Annotated in this window: 17 protein-coding genes; 8 read left to right on the top strand and 9 right to left on the bottom strand. The window is 71.4% G+C overall.

The window, feature by feature from the left end; genetic code table 11:
* Window positions 1-89: 89 nt before the first annotated feature.
* Entirely contained in the window at window positions 90-1,106 is a 1,017-nt protein-coding gene (locus IEY36_RS25160) for an NAD(P)/FAD-dependent oxidoreductase (RefSeq protein WP_188972109.1), read from the bottom strand.
* A gap of 81 nt (window positions 1,107-1,187) precedes the next feature.
* Here IEY36_RS25160 and tsaE point away from each other — a divergent pair, with 81 nt between their 5' ends.
* From tsaE to addB, 4 genes are all read left to right on the top strand, one after another.
* Window positions 1,188-1,646, top strand: a complete 459-nt coding sequence (gene tsaE / locus IEY36_RS25155; protein WP_188972107.1) for a tRNA (adenosine(37)-N6)-threonylcarbamoyltransferase complex ATPase subunit type 1 TsaE — start codon at window positions 1,188-1,190, stop codon at window positions 1,644-1,646.
* Complete coding sequence (locus tag IEY36_RS25150; RefSeq protein ID WP_188972105.1) at window positions 1,643-2,632, top strand: aminoglycoside phosphotransferase family protein; 990 nt, start codon at window positions 1,643-1,645, stop codon at window positions 2,630-2,632. The genes tsaE and IEY36_RS25150 overlap by 4 nt, the downstream gene beginning before the upstream one ends.
* The gene (locus tag IEY36_RS25145; RefSeq protein ID WP_188972103.1) at window positions 2,629-3,357 is read left to right on the top strand and encodes a nucleotidyltransferase family protein; all 729 of its coding nucleotides are present in this window, start codon (window positions 2,629-2,631) and stop codon (window positions 3,355-3,357) included. The genes IEY36_RS25150 and IEY36_RS25145 overlap by 4 nt, the downstream gene beginning before the upstream one ends.
* Before the next feature lie 286 nt (window positions 3,358-3,643).
* Window positions 3,644-6,697: a double-strand break repair protein AddB gene (gene addB, locus IEY36_RS25140; RefSeq protein WP_188972100.1), complete on the top strand. Its 3,054-nt coding sequence runs from the start codon at window positions 3,644-3,646 to the stop codon at window positions 6,695-6,697.
* 216 nt (window positions 6,698-6,913) lie between these two features.
* Here addB and IEY36_RS25135 read toward each other — a convergent pair whose 3' ends face one another.
* The 3 genes from IEY36_RS25135 to argH form a co-directional block, all read right to left on the bottom strand.
* The gene (locus IEY36_RS25135; protein WP_188972098.1) at window positions 6,914-7,423 is read right to left on the bottom strand and encodes a CYTH domain-containing protein; all 510 of its coding nucleotides are present in this window, start codon (window positions 7,421-7,423) and stop codon (window positions 6,914-6,916) included.
* A gap of 83 nt (window positions 7,424-7,506) precedes the next feature.
* Window positions 7,507-7,698: a hypothetical protein gene (locus IEY36_RS25130; RefSeq protein WP_188972317.1), complete on the bottom strand. Its 192-nt coding sequence runs from the start codon at window positions 7,696-7,698 to the stop codon at window positions 7,507-7,509.
* Window positions 7,695-9,125, bottom strand: a complete 1,431-nt coding sequence (gene argH, locus IEY36_RS25125; protein ID WP_188972096.1) for an argininosuccinate lyase — start codon at window positions 9,123-9,125, stop codon at window positions 7,695-7,697. The genes IEY36_RS25130 and argH overlap by 4 nt, the downstream gene beginning before the upstream one ends.
* Here argH and IEY36_RS25120 point away from each other — a divergent pair.
* The 4 genes from IEY36_RS25120 (at window position 9,100) to IEY36_RS25105 (ending at window position 12,300) form a co-directional block, all read left to right on the top strand.
* Window positions 9,100-9,693, top strand: a complete 594-nt coding sequence (locus IEY36_RS25120; RefSeq protein ID WP_229681565.1) for a TlpA disulfide reductase family protein — start codon at window positions 9,100-9,102, stop codon at window positions 9,691-9,693. The genes argH and IEY36_RS25120 overlap by 26 nt on opposite strands.
* A gap of 104 nt (window positions 9,694-9,797) precedes the next feature.
* Window positions 9,798-10,937: a hypothetical protein gene (locus IEY36_RS25115; RefSeq protein ID WP_229681564.1), complete on the top strand. Its 1,140-nt coding sequence runs from the start codon at window positions 9,798-9,800 to the stop codon at window positions 10,935-10,937.
* Window positions 10,934-11,518 carry a protein-S-isoprenylcysteine O-methyltransferase gene (locus tag IEY36_RS25110; protein WP_188972092.1) on the top strand — a complete coding sequence of 195 codons (585 nt, stop codon included), beginning with the start codon at window positions 10,934-10,936 and terminating at the stop codon, window positions 11,516-11,518. Before IEY36_RS25115 ends, IEY36_RS25110 begins: the two co-directional genes overlap by 4 nt.
* 68 nt (window positions 11,519-11,586) lie before the next feature.
* Window positions 11,587-12,300: a hypothetical protein gene (locus IEY36_RS25105; RefSeq protein ID WP_188972090.1), complete on the top strand. Its 714-nt coding sequence runs from the start codon at window positions 11,587-11,589 to the stop codon at window positions 12,298-12,300.
* Here the strand turns inward: IEY36_RS25105 and ccmI are convergent.
* From ccmI to ccmE, 5 genes are all read right to left on the bottom strand, one after another.
* Window positions 12,284-13,084, bottom strand: a complete 801-nt coding sequence (gene ccmI / locus IEY36_RS25100) for a c-type cytochrome biogenesis protein CcmI (RefSeq protein ID WP_188972088.1) — start codon at window positions 13,082-13,084, stop codon at window positions 12,284-12,286. The genes IEY36_RS25105 and ccmI overlap by 17 nt on opposite strands.
* Window positions 13,081-13,791 carry a cytochrome c-type biogenesis protein gene (locus IEY36_RS31265; RefSeq protein ID WP_308423200.1) on the bottom strand — a complete coding sequence of 237 codons (711 nt, stop codon included), beginning with the start codon at window positions 13,789-13,791 and terminating at the stop codon, window positions 13,081-13,083. The genes ccmI and IEY36_RS31265 overlap by 4 nt, the downstream gene beginning before the upstream one ends.
* A 98-nt stretch (window positions 13,792-13,889) precedes the next feature.
* Window positions 13,890-14,474, bottom strand: a complete 585-nt coding sequence (locus IEY36_RS25090) for a DsbE family thiol:disulfide interchange protein (RefSeq protein ID WP_188972086.1) — start codon at window positions 14,472-14,474, stop codon at window positions 13,890-13,892.
* On the bottom strand, window positions 14,471-16,429 hold the full coding sequence (locus IEY36_RS25085; protein WP_188972084.1) for a heme lyase CcmF/NrfE family subunit: 1,959 nt from the start codon (window positions 16,427-16,429) through the stop codon (window positions 14,471-14,473). The genes IEY36_RS25090 and IEY36_RS25085 overlap by 4 nt, the downstream gene beginning before the upstream one ends.
* A 316-nt stretch (window positions 16,430-16,745) precedes the next feature.
* Window positions 16,746-17,255: a cytochrome c maturation protein CcmE gene (gene ccmE / locus IEY36_RS25080; RefSeq protein ID WP_188972082.1), complete on the bottom strand. Its 510-nt coding sequence runs from the start codon at window positions 17,253-17,255 to the stop codon at window positions 16,746-16,748.
* Window positions 17,256-17,289: the final 34 nt, after the last annotated feature.

Genomic DNA, 17,289 nt, shown 5'->3' with positions numbered 1-17,289 from the left:
AGCATGATGGGCACGCCTTCGGCGTCCCCGCCGCACGGCTCGCTCAATCACCCCGGGTGACTGTCCGACCCGGCGCCCGCCCGACGGTCTTACCCCGCCGGCACCCCCTTCGTCGTCGAATACTCGAAATGCAGCGCCTCCCCCGGGAACACCCGCGGATGGATCGCATGCGCCGCCATCGCCGCCTCGCTGAACCCCTGCAGGATCAGCTTCAGCTTGCCCGGATAGGTCGCGATGTCGCCGATCGCGAACACCCCATCCACATTCGTCGCGCAGGTCGCCGGCTCCACCGCGATGTGGTTGCGTTCCAGCCCCAGCCCCCAATCCGCGATCGGCCCGAGTTCCATCGACAGCCCGAAGAACGCCAGCAGGTGGTCGGCCGGAATGTCGCGTTCCTCGCCCTTCAGCGTGGCCACCGTCACCGCGTACAGCGTCGCGCCGTCGCCCTTCAGCCCGTGCAGCTGGTAGGGGATGACCATCTCGATCTCCCCCTTCGCCGCCGCCGCGTCGAGTTGCGCCGCCGTCTCGGGGGCGGCGCGGAATTTCGGGCGGCGATGCACCACCGTCACCTTCGCCGCGACATCCTTCAACGACAGCGCCCAATCCACCGCGGAATCGCCGCCGCCGGCGATCACCACGCGCTTGCCGCGCATCTCCTCGCGCCGCGCCACCATGTAGCGGACGGCGCCGGACGCCTCGTAGCCCTCCAGCCCATCGAGCGGCGGCCGGTTCGGCCCGAAGGCGCCGGCCCCGGCGGCGATGATCACCGCCTTGCAGCGGATCGTCTCGCCGCGCGAGGTGCCGAGGGTGATGACCTCGCCGTCGTGCATCAGCGTCTCGACCCGGCGGCCGAGCAGCTTCACCGGCGCAAAGGGCTCGATCTGCGTTTCGAGTTGCGCGATCAGCTCGGCCGCGCCGATCGCCGGATGGGCGGGGATGTCGTAGATCGGTTTTTCCGGATACAGCGCGGTGCATTGCCCGCCCACATCCTCCAACGCGTCGATGACCACGCTTTTCATGCGCAGCATGCCGCATTCGAACACCGCGAACAGCCCGACGGGCCCCGCGCCGATGATCGCCACATCCGTATCGATGACGGCCGTCATGGCCACTCCCCCGAATCCCGGCCCGCGTGATAGACGGACCAGCTCAAGGATCATAGTCGCGCCGTGCCTGGCGCGCCTGACATGCCCCGGATCGTGACGCTGGACCTCAAGGACCTCTCCGCCACCCACGCCCTTGCCGCGCGCCTCGCCGGGCTGCTGCGGGCGGGTGATGCTGTGCTGCTGGAGGGGCCGCTGGGCGCGGGGAAGAGCGAATTCGCCCGCGCCGTGCTGCGGGCGGCGGCCGGCGACCCTGGCCTCGAAGTGCCGAGCCCGACCTTCACCCTGGTCCAGTCCTACGACCTGCCCGCCGGCACCGTGCATCATTTCGACCTCTATCGGCTGGATGGGCCGGCGGGGCTCGACGAGCTCGGCTGGGATGAGGCGCTGGAGGGCATCGTGCTGGTGGAATGGCCTGATCGGCTGGGGCCCTACGCGCCTGCCGAGGCGCTACGCATCACCTTCGAACCCGGTGCCGAGGAGGACGCCCGCATCGCGCATCTGGCCGGCTGGGACGAGCGGCTGGGGCGGCTGGCGGCATGAGGGACGCGGCCGCCTTTCTGCGCCAGGCTGGCTATGGCGAGGCGGCGGCGGCGCGACTGCCGGCCGATGCGTCGCTGCGGCATTACACCAGGCTGCGCGGGGGCCCGCGCCCGGCCTTGCTGATGGACGCCCCGCCGCCGGAGGATGTCCGCCCCTTCCTTGCCGTCGCGCGCCACATTGCCGGGCTTGGCCTGTCGGTGCCCGAGATTTTTGCCGCCGACGAGGCGCAGGGCTTCCTGGTCATCGAGGATTTCGGCGAGGCCTCCCATGCCGCGCTGCTCGATGCCGGGGCCGAGCCGCTGCCGCTGTATCTGGAAGCCGCCGAGGCGCTGGCCGCGCTGCATGCCGCCCCGCCGCCGGCGACCCTGCCGGCCTGGAACCCGCCCACCATGGCGCGCGCCACCGCCGCGACCTTCATGGAGTGGTGGTGGCCCGCCGCGATGGGCGCCGCGCCCGATGCCGAGACGCGTGCCGCCTGCGATGCCGCCATCCAGGCGATGCTGGCGCCCTTCGCCCAGGCGGGTGGCTTCGTGCATCGGGACTTCTTTCCGGCCAATCTGATGCGCCTGCCCGATCGCACCGGCCCGAGGCGCACCGGGCTGCTGGATTTCCAGGACGCCGCCATCGGCCACCCAGCCTATGACCTCGTCTCGCTGGTCGAGGATGCGCGGCGCGACGTAGCGCCGGAGGTCCGCGCCGCGGCCATCACCCGCTACCTCGATGCCCGCCCGGATGTGGGCCGCGACGAGTTCACCGCCGCCATGGCCGTCTGCGCCGCCCAGCGCCATCTGCGCGTCGCCGCGCTGTGGGTGAGGCTGGACCGGCGCGACCGCAAGCCGCATTACCTCGCTCACGGGCCTCGCTGCTGGCGATTGCTCAGCCAGGCACTGGCCCACCCCGCGACGCGCCCCTTGCGCGATTTCCTCGATGCGCGCGTGCCGCCGGCACTGCGTCGCAACCCCATGGCCGTGACGGAGCCCGCATGATCGCCCTGACCCACGCCATGGTGCTCGCCGCCGGATTGGGCACGCGCATGCGCCCGCTGACCGACGACCGGCCGAAGCCGCTGCTGGAACTGGACGGCCGCTCGCTGCTCGACCACGCGCTCGACCGGCTGCAGGCCGCCGGCGTCATCCAGGCGGTGGTCAACGCCCATTGGCGGGGCGAACAGGTCGAGGCCGCCATGGCACGGCGCGCCGACCCGCGCATCATCGTGCAGAAGGAAGACACGCTGCTGGAGACCGGCGGCAGCGTGGCGATGGCCCTGCCGACACTCGGTGACAGCCCCTTCGCCGTGGTCAATGGCGACGCCTTCTGGCTCGACGGGCCGACCCCCGCCTTGCGCCGGCTCGCCGCCGCCTTCGACGACAATGAGATGGACGCGCTGCTGCTGATGGTGCGCACCACCCAAGTGGAAGGCATCGTCGGCAAGGGCGATTTCCTGCTCGACCCGATCGGACGGATGCGCCGGCCCAAGGAGCGCGAGATCGCGCCTTATATCTACGCCGGGGTGCAGATCCTTTCGCCGCGGCTGTTCAAGAACGCCCCGTCAGGGGCCTTCAGCCTGAACCGGCTGTATGACCAGGCGATCGGGCATGGCCGGTTGTATGGGTTGGTGCATGATGGGGTGTGGTTTCACCTCTCGACACCCGACGATCTGGACCAGGCCGAGGCAACGCTGCGGGCGGGGTTGGCTCGGGCGCTGTTCTGATGGGGGGAGAAGGTCGAGGGGCGCCGCCCCTCGAGCACCCCGGCAGGAAACTCAGTTTGCGCGCATCGGGACGTCGAGGGGCGCTGCCCCTCGAGCACCCCGGCAGGAAACTCAGTTTCCTGCACCTTCGCCCGATTTCTGCGAAATCGAACGGGGTCATGTCGCTGGCCTTGGCTATTTTTCGCCGGCCCCCGCCGGCCGGCGCCAACTATCGGTTTCCAAAGGCCTCGGGCCTTTGGCGGGGTGAGGTTTGGAGAGAGGCAGAGCCCCTCTCCATGGCGGCGCGATGAATCTCTACGCCATCCCCCCATCCGCGCCCTTCCTTGACACCCTCGCGGCCGGCCTGCTCGCCCGCCTGCCCTCCGGCGACCCCGAATCCCTCGCCCGCGCCACGCTCTTGCTGCCCACGCGCCGTGCGGCTCGGGGCCTGCGCGAGGCCTTCCTGCGCGCCGCCGAGGGCCGGGCCCTGCTGCTGCCGCGCATGCGCGCGCTCGCCGGCCTGTCCACCGAGGAGGCCGACGAACTCGCCCTGCCCGACCTACTCGACCTGCCGCCGGCGGTGGCGCCGCTGACGCGCCAGGCGGTGCTCGCCTCTATGGCGCAGCGCATTCCGCGCCGCCATGGCGGGCCGGCCACGCCGGAACAAGCTTGGCTGCTGGCCGGCGAACTGGCGCGGCTGTTCGACGAGATCGCCCTCGAGGAACGCGACCTTGAGATGCTGGAACATGCGGCGGCGGAGGAGTTTGCCGAGGCTTGGCTGGCGCGGCTCGATGGGCTGGTGCCGGACCGCCACGCCGCGCATTGGCAGATCACCACCGCGGTGCTGCGCGCGGCGGCACAGGACTGGACGCGTTGGCTGACCGAGCGCGGGCTGCTGGACATCGGCGTGCGACGCGTGAAGGCGCTGGCGGCGCAGGCGGCGGCCTGGCGGGATGCGCCACCGGAACACCTGACCATCGCGGCGGGCATCGGCGCCGGCGGCACCATCCCGGCGGCGGCGGAATTGCTGCGCGTGCTGGCCAGCGCGCCCAAGGGAGCGGTGGTGCTGCAGGGGCTGCCGGAACCGATGGTTGCGGCGCTTTGGGACGCGGTGCGCCAAGCGCCGACGCATCCCTTGGCCGGCCAGGCACGGCTGCTGGCGGCGATGGGCGCGGTGCCGGGGGATTTGCGCCCCTGGCACGACCCGGCACCAGCAGGGGCACCGGCGGATCGCTCGGTGCTGCTCGGCCGCGCGCTGCACCCGGCCGAGGGTCTGCCGAGCTGGACCGACCGCGACCGCCCGCGCTGGGAGGCGGCGCTGGCCGGCGTGACGCGGCTGGTCGCCGCCGATGCGCAGCAGGAAGCTGCCGCCATCGCCCTGCTGCTGCGCGAGAGCATCGAGACCCCCGGCGAACGCGCCGCGCTGATCACGCCGGACCGCGACCTGGCGCGGCGCGTCTCGGCCGAATTGGCGCGGCACGGCATCACCGCCGATGATTCGGCTGGCGAACCGCTGGCCGAGACGCCGGCGGCCGCCTTCCTGCGCCTGGTCGGGCGGATGGTGGCGGAAGGCTTCGCGCCGGTGCCGCTGCTGGCGGTGCTGAAGCACCCGCTCTGCGCCGGTGGCATGGAGCGCACCGAGTGGGTAGTGGCGGCGCGGCGGCTGGAACGCGCGGCGCTGCGCGGGCCGCGGCCGGCGGCGGGGCTCGCCGGGCTGCGCGCCTCGGTGGCGGCGGTAAAGGGGGATGCGCTGGCCCAGGTGGCGGCGCTGCTCGACGCGCTGGAATTGGCGCTGGACGGCTTCGCCGAGTTGCCCGACGCGCCGGCCCGCCCGCCGGCCGACCTGCTGCGCGCCCATACGGAAACGGCCGAGGCGCTCGCTGCCACGCCGGAGATGCCCGGCGGGCTGCGGCTTTATGCCGGGGAGGAAGGCGAACCGCTCGCCCGCCACCTGCATGACCTGACCGAGGCACTGCCCAACCTGCCGCCGATCGCGCCGGCCGATTGGCCCGACCTGTTCGAGGCGGCGCTGGCCGGGCCGGTCGCGCCCTCCCTGCGCGCGACGCGCGGGCGGGGGGATGCGGCGCATCCGCGCATCGCCATCCTCGGCCTGCTGGAAGCGCGGCTGCAATCCTTTGACCGGGTGGTGCTCGGCGCGCTGGAGGAGACCGCCTGGCCGCAGGCGACCGACCCCGGTCCCTGGATGTCCCGCCCCATGCGCGCCGCCTTCGGCCTGCCGGAACCAGAGGCGCGGATCGGGCGCGTGGCGGCGGATTTCCTGTTCGCCGCGGCGTCGGCACCGCAGGCGGTGTTCTCATCGGCGGCGCGGCGGGGCGGATCGCCCACCGTGCCGGCGCGCTGGCTGGTGCGGCTGGATACCTTCCTGGCGGGACAGGAGAAGCTGGCGCTGCCGGCCTCGCCCGCCGCCGCCTGGGCCGCCGCGCTGGATGCGCCGGATGTCGTGGCCCCCTGCCTGCGCCCCGCGCCAGCGCCGCCACCGGCGCTGCGCCCGCGCCGGCTGACCGTGTCGGATGCCGCGCTGCTGATCGCCGACCCCTATGCCTTCTACGCCAAGCGCGTGCTGCGGTTGAACCCGCTGAAGGACCTTGAGGAGGAGGTCGGCGCCATCGACTATGGCATGCTGGTGCATGCGGCAATGGCCGGCTTCCTGCGCGCCATTGGCACTGGCTGGCCCGGTCCCGTCGCGGCCCAGGAGGCCTGGGCGCGGGCGAGCGAGGCGGCGCTCGATGCCTATCGGGACCGGCCGGGCATCCTCGCCTTCTGGACGCCGCGGCTGGCCAATATCGGCGCCTTCGTGCTGGAGGAGGAGGCCGCGCTGCGGTCCGCCGGCGCGCTGCGCGCCTGCCTGGTGGAGATGAAGGGCAGCGCGCAGTTGTGCCTGCGGGGCGGGGATATCGAGATCGAGGCGCGGGCCGACCGGCTCGACCAGTTGCCCGATGGCGGCTGGCGGGTGGTGGACTACAAGACCGGCACGGTGCCGCGGGCAAAGGACCTCGCCGCCGGTGGCGCGCCGCAGCTGCCGATCGAGGCCTGGTTGCTGGAGGAAGGCGCCTTCCCCGGCAGCGAGGGCGGCACGGTCACGGACCTGTTGTATTGGCGGCTGACGGGTGGGGAACAGGCGGGTGAGGTGAAGGCCCTGGGGGCCGCCGCGGAGGATGGCACCCCCTTCGCGGCGCTGGCGCGCGACCGGCTGGTGGAACTGGCCGAGCGATGGCTGCTGGGGGCGGCACCATTCGCGTCCCGCCCGCATCCGGCGCGCAGCGCGGCCGGGGGAGATTTCGACCATCTGGCGCGGATCGAGGAATGGTCGGCCGGCACGCCGGAGACGGGTGGTGGCTAGACCGGATTCCGTTCGCCCCGGCTCACGGAATGCGGCCTAGACCATTGTTCTTGCGAGCATCTTCACCCGATCAGATGGTTCCACCGGATCTGGATCTGCTCTAACGCGCTCTCCGCCTGATCGATTTCGCAGAAATCGCCCGAAGGTCCAGGAAAGTGAGTTTCCTGGCGGGGTGCGCGAGGGGCGGCGCCCCTCGGTCTTCCTCCCCCGAACCGCTCAGGCCGCTGACCGCCGTCGTGCCTCCCGCCGCGCCGCCGTGCTGGCGGCGACCAGAGTGCGCTTGCTGTGCTGTGGCTGCCCGGTCACCTCCGGCCCGACCCAGGGTGGCAGGCTGACCTGCTGGGTGGACTCGTCCAATTCGACCTCGGCATGGACGACGCCGGCGAGCATGCCGCCATAGACGTCGACAGCCCAGATGCACCCGTCATGCGGCACCAGGTGGCGGGCTTTCTCAAGGATGCCGTCGCCGCAGAATTCGGCGAGCATGGCTTCCGCCTCGGCCACTGGAACCTCGTATTCGTACTCGGAGCGGATGATGCCGTGGCGTTCGCCTTTCAGTGCGACCCAGGCGATCGGCGGGCCGACCGGTCTTGATGCCACCCGCACGCGCACCTTGCCGCCGCCGAAGGTGGCGACCAGGCCGTCGCGCAGGAACAGCGTCTCGATGACATGCGGCTTCCAGCCATCGTCAGCCACCAGGAATTTGCGTTCGATCTCTCGATTCATGCGCGGGGGGCGGCCATGGCTGTCTGCCACCCGATACTGCCATAGGACCGATCAAATCGTTAAGTCATCCATTCCATGACATTTTACTGCGGCGTCGATTCAACCGCTGGACGCGTCGTCGGTTCAGTCGCCGGGCGCGGTGGCGGTTCAGGCGCCGGGTATTGCCGCGGATAGGTGATCGCGGACGGTGGCCCGGGCGCGCGCACCGGCCCGACCTTGCCGCAGGCGGCGGCCAGCAGCAGCACCGCCAGGGCGGCGAGCGCGGCCCGCGTCATGCGAGCCTCGCCTGCCATTCCGCCGCCATCGCCGCGACATTGGCGGGCGCCGTGCCGCCATAGGAGGTGCGCGAGCGCACCGAGGCGGAGACCGACAGCACACCATAGACCCCGTCGGTGATGCGCGGTTCGACCTCGCGCATTTCCTCGATGGTCAGGCCGGCGAGGTCGACGCCGAGGCCCTCGGCCTTGGCGACCAACGCGCCGGTGACGTGGTGGGCGTCGCGGAATGGCATCTTCAGCTCGCGCACCAGCCAGTCGGCGAGGTCCGTCGCGGTCGAGAAGCTGGCCCCGGCGGCGGCGGAGAGCCGGCCGACATCAGGCTTGAGGTCGCGCACCATGCCGGCGGTGGCGGCAAGCACCAGGGTCATGGTCTCGGCGGCGTCGAACACGCCTTCCTTGTCCTCCTGCATGTCCTTGCAATAGGCCATGGTGAGGCCCTTCATCACCGTCAGCAGCCCGACCAGCGCGCCGACCACGCGCCCGGTCTTGCCACGCACCAGCTCGGCGGCGTCCGGGTTGCGCTTCTGCGGCATGATGGAGCTGCCGGTGGTGAAGGCGTCCGACAGCTTCACGAACCCGAAATAGGGGTTCGTCCAGATCACGATCTCCTCGGCGAAGCGCGAGAGATGCGTCGCGCACATCGAACAGCAGAACAGGAATTCGGCGGCGAAGTCGCGCGAGGCCACCGAATCGAGACTGTTGCGGGTGGGGCCGTCGAAGCCGAGGGCCTTGGCCGTCATGTGCCGGTCGATCGGGAAGCTGGTGCCGGCGAGCGCGGCCGCGCCCAGCGGGCATTCGTTCAGCCGCGCCCGGCAATCGGCCAGCCGCGACAGGTCGCGCGACAGCATCTCGACATAGGCGAGGAAATGATGCCCCAGCGTGACCGGCTGGGCCGGCTGGAGGTGGGTGAAGCCGGGCATCACCGTGCCGGCATGTTCCTCGGCCCGCGCCACCAGGGCACGCATCACGTCGCGCAGCTGGTCCGACAGGCCGTCGATGGCGTCGCGCACCCACAGCCGGACATCCAGCGCCACCTGGTCGTTGCGCGACCGACCGGTGTGCAGGCGCTTGCCGGCATCGCCGATGGTCGCGGAAAGCCGCGCCTCGATGTTCATGTGGATGTCTTCGAGCGCCTCGTCGAAGGGGAAGTCGCCCCTCTCGATGCGCTCGCCGATCGTCGTCAGCCCGCCGCGGATGGCGGCCTCGTCATCGGCCGAGATTATCCCTACATGTTTGAGCATCGCGGCATGGGCGAGCGAGCCGCGGATGTCCTGGCGCCACATCTTGCGGTCGAAGCCGATCGAGGCATTGATCGCTTCCATGATGGCGGAGGGGCCTTCCGCGAAGCGTCCGCCCCATTGCCGATTGGCGTTGCTGCTCACCTGAGGAGTGTCTTTCGTGCTGGTTCCGACGCGCCGTAGCATTCTGAAGGCCGCCCCGGCAGTGGCGACGGGCGGGACCCTACTCGCCGCGCTTCGGCCCCGGCAAGGCTTGGCGGCGTCGCCGAACGGCCTGTCCCGCCTGCGCGAGAGCACCGAAGCCCTGCCGGCCATCACCTTCACCGATGCCGAGGGCAAGGACCACGCGCCTGCCGACTTTGGCGGCAAGGGGCTGGTGATCAACCTCTGGGCCACTTGGTGCCCGCCCTGCGTGGCGGAAATGCCGGCGCTGGACCGCACCGCGGCGGCACTGGCGGGCGACGACATCCTGGTGCTGCCGATCTCTTCCGACCGCGGCGGGCTGAACACGGTGCAGGGTTTCTACGAACGCACGCAGATTCGCACCCTGCGCATCTGGCTGGACCCGCGTGGCGCGGCGGCCCGGGCGCTGGGCGCGCGCGGCCTGCCGACCACCGTTATCGTCGACCGGCAGGGTCGCGAACGGGCACGGGTGGAAGGTGATGCTGCCTGGGATGCGCCGGAATTCCTCGCGACCATCCGCCGTCTGGTTGGCCCCGTCGGCCGGCCGGCCGAGACGCTGCGCGGCGCTTGATCCGTCGGAACCCCGGCTGTCCGGATGCGTTGTTGGCCCGAGGGAGTGCCGGCACCATGCGTTCGACGTCCGACCCTCCGTCGCCTCCCGTCCGGCGGCGCCTCGTGTTGCATGTGCCGGGCTATGAGCCGCTGACGGCCGAGGCCCAGCGGCGGCGGCTCACCCGCACGCTCGCGTGCAGCGCCGCGACTTGGGGCCTGCGCGTGACCAGCGGCCCGCCGGACATCCCGGCGGATGGCGCGGTGCTCAGCTTCCGCGCCGGTTTGGCTGGGCCGGATTGGGCCACCGAAGCCGAGATCCGCATCCTCGCCTGGGACGACATGATCGCCCGCGACCTGGCCGCCCCGCTGCCGCGGCTGATCCTGCGCGGCGGCGCGGCGCTGGCGGCGCTGCTGCGGGACGGCACGCTGGGGCGATACCGCGCGGCGCATTGGCGCTACCTGTTGTTCGTTGCGCTGCCGGTGACCATCCTCGCCGCTGCGGTGGTGGCCGGGCTGGTCGGCGGGCTACTCGCCGGCGGCTGGGTGGGGGTGCTGGTCGGGTCGGCGCTGGCCGTGGGCGTGGTGCTGGCCGGGGATCGCTGGATGCATCTGCGGCACCTGCTGGCCGATTGGGTGTTCGCCCGCGACCTTGCCCGCGGCGCGCGGCCCGAGCTCGACACCCGAATCGAGCGTTTCGCGCAGGAGATCGTCGCCGCCCGCCATCGGCAGGATGTCGATGAGGTGGCCCTGGTCGGCCACAGCCTCGGCATGGTCCTGCTCTGCGAGGCGCTCGCCACCGCACTGGCGCGGGACCCACAGGTGCCGGGGCCGCGCCTCGCGCTGGTCGGGCTCGGTTCCTCGGTGCTGAAGATCGCGCTGATGCCGCAGGCGCGGCGGCTGCGCGAGGCCATGGCGCGGATTGCCGCCACACCGGGGCTGGCCTGGATGGAATTCACCTCCCGCCGTGACCTGGTGTGCTTCCATCGTGCCGACCCGGTGGCGGTGCTCGGCCTGGCCGGGCAGGGGCCGCGCCTCGAGCGCATTCATCCGCGCGCCATGCTCCCGCATGCCGCCTGGTGCCGGGTGCGGCGGTCGATGCTGCGCGCCCACCGCATCTACGTGACCGGCTGCGGCAGGCGGTATTTCTACGATTGGGGGCTGCTCGCCTGCGGCCCCGGAGCGGTCGGGCGCGACCCATTCCCGGACCAACTGATCGGGCCCGGCGGCGCCCTGGCCGCCGCAACGCAGGAGCAAGCCGCGTGACACCACTGGTCGCCAAGCTGTTGTATGGCCTGTGCATGATCGCCTGGTGGGTGATTCGCCGGCCCTTCGAGCGCAAATCCAAGCGCAACGTGCTGCTGCGCGACGCCATGGATGTGCGCGAGAAGACGCTGCTGCTCATCTCACTGACCGGCCTCGGGGTGATCCCGCTGGCCTATATCGCGACCGGCTTCCCCAAGGCGCTGGACCAGGGTTTCTCGCCGCTGCGGGCGGTGGCGGGGCTTCTGGTGTTCGTCGCGTCGCTGGTGCTGTTCTACGCGACGCATAAGGCGCTCGGGCGCAACTGGTCGGTCACGCTGGCGGTGCGGGCGGAACATTCGCTGGTGACCGGCGGTGTCTACCGCTTCGTCCGCCACCCGATGTACACGGCGTTCTGGATGTGGGCGATCGCCCAGGCGCTCACGCTGCAGAACTGGGTCGCGGGGCCAGCCGGGATCATCGGCTTCGGACTGCTGTACCTGTTGCGGGTCGGGCGGGAGGAAGCCTTGATGCGTGAGACCTTCGGCACCGCCTGGGACGATTACGCCGCCCGCACGCCAAGGGTCATTCCCTTCCTGTCCTGATCTGCCGTGCCACGCCACTGCCGGCGTATCGGCACAACTTTCCCCACTTCTCCTGCTTTGATGTGACGATGCCGCCTGCGAATTTGCCGACCCGCCTTTCCCGCCGCGCCGCGCTGGCGGGCCTTGCTTCCCTCGCCGCCTGTGGGCCGACCAGCCTCGCGCCGCTGACCGGGCCGCCGCACGGGCGTGTCGTGCTGCTGCGCGGGCTGCTGAATGTGTTCTCGACCGGGCTGAACTTCCTGACGGCGGATCTGCGCCAGGTCGATTTCGACGCCAGGGTGCGCAACTACGTCGAATGGCCTGCCCTGGCGGAAGGCATCGCGAAGGATGCGCGTGACGGCACGCTGGTGCGGCCCTTCGCCATCATCGGCCATTCCTACGGCGCCGACGATGCCGTCGTGATGGCCAACCATCTCGGCGGGCAGGGCATCGGGACCGACCTGCTGGTGACCTTCGACCCGACTTCGGGCGACCCGGTCGGCGCCGGCGTGGTGCGCGTGCTGAATTTCTACCAGGACCGCGACGCGGTGGACCGCACCCTGGAGAGTGGTCCGGGCTTCACGGGCACGCTGGAGAACCGCCTGGTGCCGGGTGAATCCCATATCTCGATCGACAAGCAGGAACGCCTGCATGCCGAGGTGGTAGCGCTGCTGCAATCCCTCGCCACCGAGCGGCAGGCGCGCGCCACGCGGCCGGTGGCGGCGGCGCCGATGCTGGCCGAGCCAGTGTTGGCCGCGCCGCCGATGCCCGTGCCGCCGCGCCAGGTCAGGGCAGGGCGCTGAGCCGGCTTTCCAGCATCGCGCGCCAGGGCGCATCCGCCGGCGTATCGGCGAGCAGCGCCTGCCACCGTTCCCGCGCTTCGGCCGGCCGGCCGGCTTCCGCCGCCACCATCCCGGCGAGGAAGCGCAGCCGCGGGTCCGCCGGCGCTTCCGCCAGCGCGCGGGTGATCCAGGGCGCCGCCTCGGCAGGGGCGCCGCGTTCGATCTGCAACTCAGCGATGTCGCCGGCGAGCGAGGGGTCGAAGCGCAGCGCGATCGCCCGTTGCCAGGCCTCGATCGCCGCCTGCGGCCGGCCGCGCGCGCGTTCGGCATTGCCGAGCAGCACCCAGCCCTGCCGCGCCTGCGGGTTCTGCGGGTCGAGCGCCTCGATCCGCGCGCGGATCGTCGCCAATATCTGTTCGTCGCGCGCCATCGCCTCGGCGCGCAGCGTATAGGGGGCGGAGGGCATGCCTGGCGTGCCGCGCAGCAGGTACAGCCCCAGCCCCGCCGCCGCGATCAGCGGCACGACGACCAGCAGCATGCCCGGGCCGCGCGCCGTGGTCGCCTCGGCTTCCGCCTGGTCGGCGGCGGCGATCAGGCGGCGCTGCACCTCGATCGTCGCGGCGCGGTGGCCGGCCTCGTCCAGGCGACCGGCCTCGCGGTCACGGTCGAGTTCCAGCAATTGGGCGCGGTACAGCGCGATATCGGCCTCGCGCCGCCCGCGCGCCGCCTTCGGGCGCAGCACGGCGACGCCGAGCGGCAGCAGCGCGACAAGCGCGAAGAACGCCAGCAGGATCCAGATCGTCATGCGCCGTTGCCGCGCTCCAATTCGCCGAGGCGCTTGCGTTCGGCCTCGGTCAGCGGCGCCGGCTCGATGCCCGCCGCGGTGCGGCGCCGCCGCGCCAGGATGACCAGCGCGCCCCCGCCAAAGGCGATCAGCGGCATGGCCCACAACAGCGCGGTCACCGGGTTGAAGGGCGGGCGCAGCAGGACGAAGTCGCCGTACCGGTCATGGATGAAGTCGACCACCTTGGCATCGCTGTCGCCGGCCGAGACGCGCTCGCGCACCAGGCGGCGCAGGTCGCGGGCGAGCTCCGCGTCGCTGTCCTCGATGGACTGGTTCTGACAGACCATGCAGCGCAGGTCGCGGCCGATCGCCTCGGCGCGGGCCTCGAGGGCGGGGTCTTGGAGGCGGTCCTCGGGTCGGCCGACGGCGGCGAGGGCGGGGAGGGCGGCGAGGAGGAGGACGAGGAGAACGACGGCGGCAGCAGTGACGTCGGAGAGGGCTTTGCCCCCTCCGAACCTCCCCCACCAGAGGCCTAAGGGCCTCTGGACACCAATACTCGGTGTTGGGCGGGGGGGGATCGCGGCGTCGATGCGCGTCGCCTCGGGCAGTGCGGCGTGCCAGGTCTCGGTTAGAGGCCTCAGGCCCCTGGCATGGCCCTCATCGGCAAAGTCCGCCGCCGGATGCCTCCGTGCGCGAGAATGGCCACAATGGCGCAGGATTCCAGCCACGCCCGGCACCAACTCAAGGTGTCCAGAGGACCTTAGGCCTTTGGCCGGTGGGGTTCCGGGGAGGGCAGAGCCCTCCCCGCGCCAACCGTCGCGCCCCATCACGCATACCGCCGCAGCAGAGGCCGCAAATCGTTGTCCACCACTTCCGGCACCAGCGGCCCGGCATAGCGCCAGCGGATGATCCCCTGCCGGTCGATCAGATAGGTCTCCGGCACGCCATAGACGCCCCAGTCGATGGCGACGCGCCCCGGCTCGTCGCAGCCCAGCCGGGTGAAGGGATTGCCGTGCCGCGTCAGGAAGGCGGCGGCGTCGGCCAGCTTGTCCTTGTAGTTGATGCCGAACACCGGGATGCCGTCGCGCTTCAGGCGCATCAGCTGCGGGTGCTCGACGATGCAGGGCACGCACCAGGACGCCCAGAAATTCACCAGCACCGGGCCCGGGAACGGCCCGCTCAGATCGGTGGAGGAGAGCGCCGGCAACCCGCTGGCCTCGAGCGCCGGCAGGCTGAAGGCGGGCGGCGCGCGGCCGATCAGCACGGACGGCACGCCGCGCGGGTTGTAGTCGCCCGACTGCAGGCCGCGCAGCATCACCCAGAAGCCCGCACCGGCGGCACCCGCCAGGCCGAGCGGCGCATACAGCATCCAGCGCCGACGGCGCGGCGGCGGGACCGGTGTGTCGCTCATGCCGGCACCGTCGCGCCCTTCGGCGCCGGTGCGGCGACGCGCAGCCGGCGGTCGGACAAGGAGAGCATCCCGCCGAAGGCCATCGCCAGCCCGCCGAACCAGATCCAGGGCGCGAAGGGGTTGTGGTGCAGGCGCAGCACGGCGGCGCCGGCGCGTTCCTCGCCGAGTACGGCGTAGAGGTCGCGCAGGGCGTTGGTGTGGATGGCGGCCTCGCCGGTGGTCTGGTTGTCGACGATGAAGGTTCGGCGTTCGGGGTGCAGCACGGTGACCACGGCGCCGTCGCGCAGCACCGTCACCGTGGCGCGGCGGGCGCGGTAATTCGCGCCCTGCACGTCCGACAGCCCCTCCATGCGCCATTCATAGCCGGCGAGCTGCGTGCTCTGCCCGGGGTTGAGCTGCACCAGCGTGTCGGTCGCCACGCCCATCCCGGCGATGCCGGCGATGCTGATGCCCAGCGCGCCATGCGCGATGGCCGCCCCCCAGGCCGCGCGCGGCAAGGCGAGCGCGCGGCGGAAGGCCTGTGCGGGGCGGCGGAACAGGCCGATGCGCTCGGCGACATCGACCATGGCGCCGAACACCAGCCAAGCCGCCATCGCCATGCCGAGCGCTGGCCACACCGGATATCCGGCCACCGCCAGCGCTAGGAAGCCGACGATCAGCGCCGCGCAGGCCGCCCACCACAGCCGTTGCAGCGCGGCCCAGACGTCGCCGCGCTTCCAGGGCATCATCGCGCCGATCGGCATGGCGATGACCAGCGGAATGGCGAGCGGCGCCGTTGCCGAATTGAAGAAGGGCGGGCCAACCGAGATTTTCGCCCCGGTCAGGATGTCGGCGAACATCGGCCACAGCGTGCCGGCCAGCACCACCGCCGCGATCGAGCACAGCAGCAGGTTGTTCAGCACCAGCGCGCCCTCCCGCGAGATCGGCGCGAAGATGCCGGTAGGCGTCAGCTTCGGCGCGCGCCAGGCAAACAGCGCGAAGGCGCCGGCGACGTAGATCATCAGCAAAGCGAGGATGAAGACGCCGCGCGCCGGGTCATTGGCAAAGGCATGCACGGAATTCAGCACGCCCGAGCGCACCAGGAAGGTGCCGAGCAGGCTCATCGCGAAGGCGAGGATCGCCAGCAGCACCGACCACACTTTCAGCGTGTCGCGCTTTTCCACCACGATCGAGGAATGCAGCAGCGCGGTGCCGGCGAGCCAGGGCAGCAGCGAGGCGTTCTCCACCGGGTCCCAGAACCAGTATCCGCCCCAGCCGAGCTCGTAATAGGCCCACCAGGACCCCATGGTGATGCCGACCGTCAGGAAGCACCACGCACCCAGCGCCCAGGGCCGCACCCAGCGCCCCCAGGCGGCATCAACACGGCCTTCCAGCAGCGCCGCAATGGCGAAGGCAAACGTCACGGCATAGCCGACATAGCCGAAGTAGAGCGTCGGCGGATGGAAGGCGAGGCCGGGGTCCTGCAGCACAGGGTTGAGGCCCCTTCCATCGGCCGGCGGCGGCCAGACGCGGTCGAACGGGTTGGAGGTGAAGATGATGAACAGGAGGAAGCCCACCGCGATCCAGCCCAGCACGCCGATCACCCGCGCCTTCAGCGCCGTCGGCAGGTCGCGCCCGAACAGCGCCACCGCCGCGCCGCACAGCGCGAGGATCAGCACCCAGAGCACCATGGACCCTTCATGGTTCCCCCAAGTGCCGGACAGCTTGTAGATCAGCGGCTTGGCCGAATGGCTGTTGGCGACGACATTCGCCACCGTCGTGTCGTTCACCGCATAAGCCCAGAGCAGGCTGCCGAACGCCGTGCCGACCGCGACCAGCAGACCCAGCGCCAATGGCGCCGCGGTCGCCATCCAGCGCGCATCGCGCCGCGCCGCACCGACCACGGGCAGCACGGATTGGACGATGGCGATGATGCAGGCCAGGGCCAGCGCGAAATGACCGAGTTCGGGGATCATGCGGGGCGGCTCCGGAAAGGGGCGACGGAGAGGGGCGCCGCCCCTCTCCGGACCTCACCCCGCCAAAGGCCTAAGGGCCTCTGGACACCAATACTTGGCGTTGGGCAGACGGGCACGACGCGACCCGCGAAGCGCCCGCCGGGCACAAGAGCGGATCTTGGCACCGATCCCGACAGCCGCGCACGGTTCCAACAGATGGCATTCCAAAGGGCAATGCCCGGTAGGTCCCCACTGGCGTTGCCTCGCAACGTCAATGGGCTCCCTGGTGGGGTGGCTTGGAGGGGCGACGCCCATCCAACCTTCCTCGACGCCCGCCTCATCCCCCGCTCCGCCCCTCGCGCGGCGCGGTGTTCCACGTCGCCGCCGGCGGTGCGGCGCCCTGGCTCGGGTTCCAATGCCCCGACCGCCGCAGCGCGTCGGCGACTTCGGGCGGCATGTAGGTCTCGTCGTGGCGGGCCAGAACTTCGGTGGCGCGGAAGCTGCCATCCGGCTGCAGCTTGCCCAGGGTGACGACGCCCTGCCCTTCGCGGAACAGGTCGGGCAGCACGCCGGCATACGTGACGGTGACCGCGTTGGGCCCGTCGGTGACGCGGAATGTCGCGCTGGGCCGTCCGTCGCTGCCGGTGTGGCGTTCGACCGAACCGGTCTCGACCAGCCCGCCGAGGCGGAAGGCGCGGTCGCCGGGGGGGTGGCGCGTCGCGACATCGGATGGCGAGAGGAAGAACACCAAGTTGTCCTGGAAGGCGGCGAGGGTCAGCGCGGTAGCGGTGGCAAGGCCGAGTCCTGCGAGCAGCAGGATCATCAGGCGGCGCTTCTTGCGGGTCATGGATCTATGCCTCGGAGGCCGTCGCGACGCGCGG

Source organism: Neoroseomonas lacus, from assembly GCF_014644535.1.
GTDB lineage: Bacteria > Pseudomonadota > Alphaproteobacteria > Acetobacterales > Acetobacteraceae > Neoroseomonas > Neoroseomonas lacus.
This window is presented reverse-complemented; position numbering and strand designations above follow the sequence as displayed.

What these genes read in the sequence shown, in the direction of transcription:
- IEY36_RS25135 (WP_188972098.1), bottom strand. Translation starts at nt 7,423, where the DNA reads ATGAATCGAGAGATCGAACGCAAATTCCTGGTGGCTGACGATGGCTGG.
- argH (WP_188972096.1), bottom strand. Translation starts at nt 9,125, where the DNA reads ATGCTACGGCGCGTCGGAACCAGCACGAAAGACACTCCTCAGGTGAGC.
- IEY36_RS25145 (WP_188972103.1), top strand. Translation starts at nt 2,629, where the DNA reads ATGATCGCCCTGACCCACGCCATGGTGCTCGCCGCCGGATTGGGCACG.
- IEY36_RS25085 (WP_188972084.1), bottom strand. Translation starts at nt 16,429, where the DNA reads ATGATCCCCGAACTCGGTCATTTCGCGCTGGCCCTGGCCTGCATCATC.
- IEY36_RS25090 (WP_188972086.1), bottom strand. Translation starts at nt 14,474, where the DNA reads ATGAGCGACACACCGGTCCCGCCGCCGCGCCGTCGGCGCTGGATGCTG.
- ccmI (WP_188972088.1), bottom strand. Translation starts at nt 13,084, where the DNA reads ATGACGATCTGGATCCTGCTGGCGTTCTTCGCGCTTGTCGCGCTGCTG.
- IEY36_RS25130 (WP_188972317.1), bottom strand. Translation starts at nt 7,698, where the DNA reads ATGACGCGGGCCGCGCTCGCCGCCCTGGCGGTGCTGCTGCTGGCCGCC.
- tsaE (WP_188972107.1), top strand. Translation starts at nt 1,188, where the DNA reads ATGCCCCGGATCGTGACGCTGGACCTCAAGGACCTCTCCGCCACCCAC.
- addB (WP_188972100.1), top strand. Translation starts at nt 3,644, where the DNA reads ATGAATCTCTACGCCATCCCCCCATCCGCGCCCTTCCTTGACACCCTC.
- IEY36_RS25150 (WP_188972105.1), top strand. Translation starts at nt 1,643, where the DNA reads ATGAGGGACGCGGCCGCCTTTCTGCGCCAGGCTGGCTATGGCGAGGCG.
- IEY36_RS25160 (WP_188972109.1), bottom strand. Translation starts at nt 1,106, where the DNA reads ATGACGGCCGTCATCGATACGGATGTGGCGATCATCGGCGCGGGGCCC.
- ccmE (WP_188972082.1), bottom strand. Translation starts at nt 17,255, where the DNA reads ATGACCCGCAAGAAGCGCCGCCTGATGATCCTGCTGCTCGCAGGACTC.
- IEY36_RS25105 (WP_188972090.1), top strand. Translation starts at nt 11,587, where the DNA reads ATGCCGCCTGCGAATTTGCCGACCCGCCTTTCCCGCCGCGCCGCGCTG.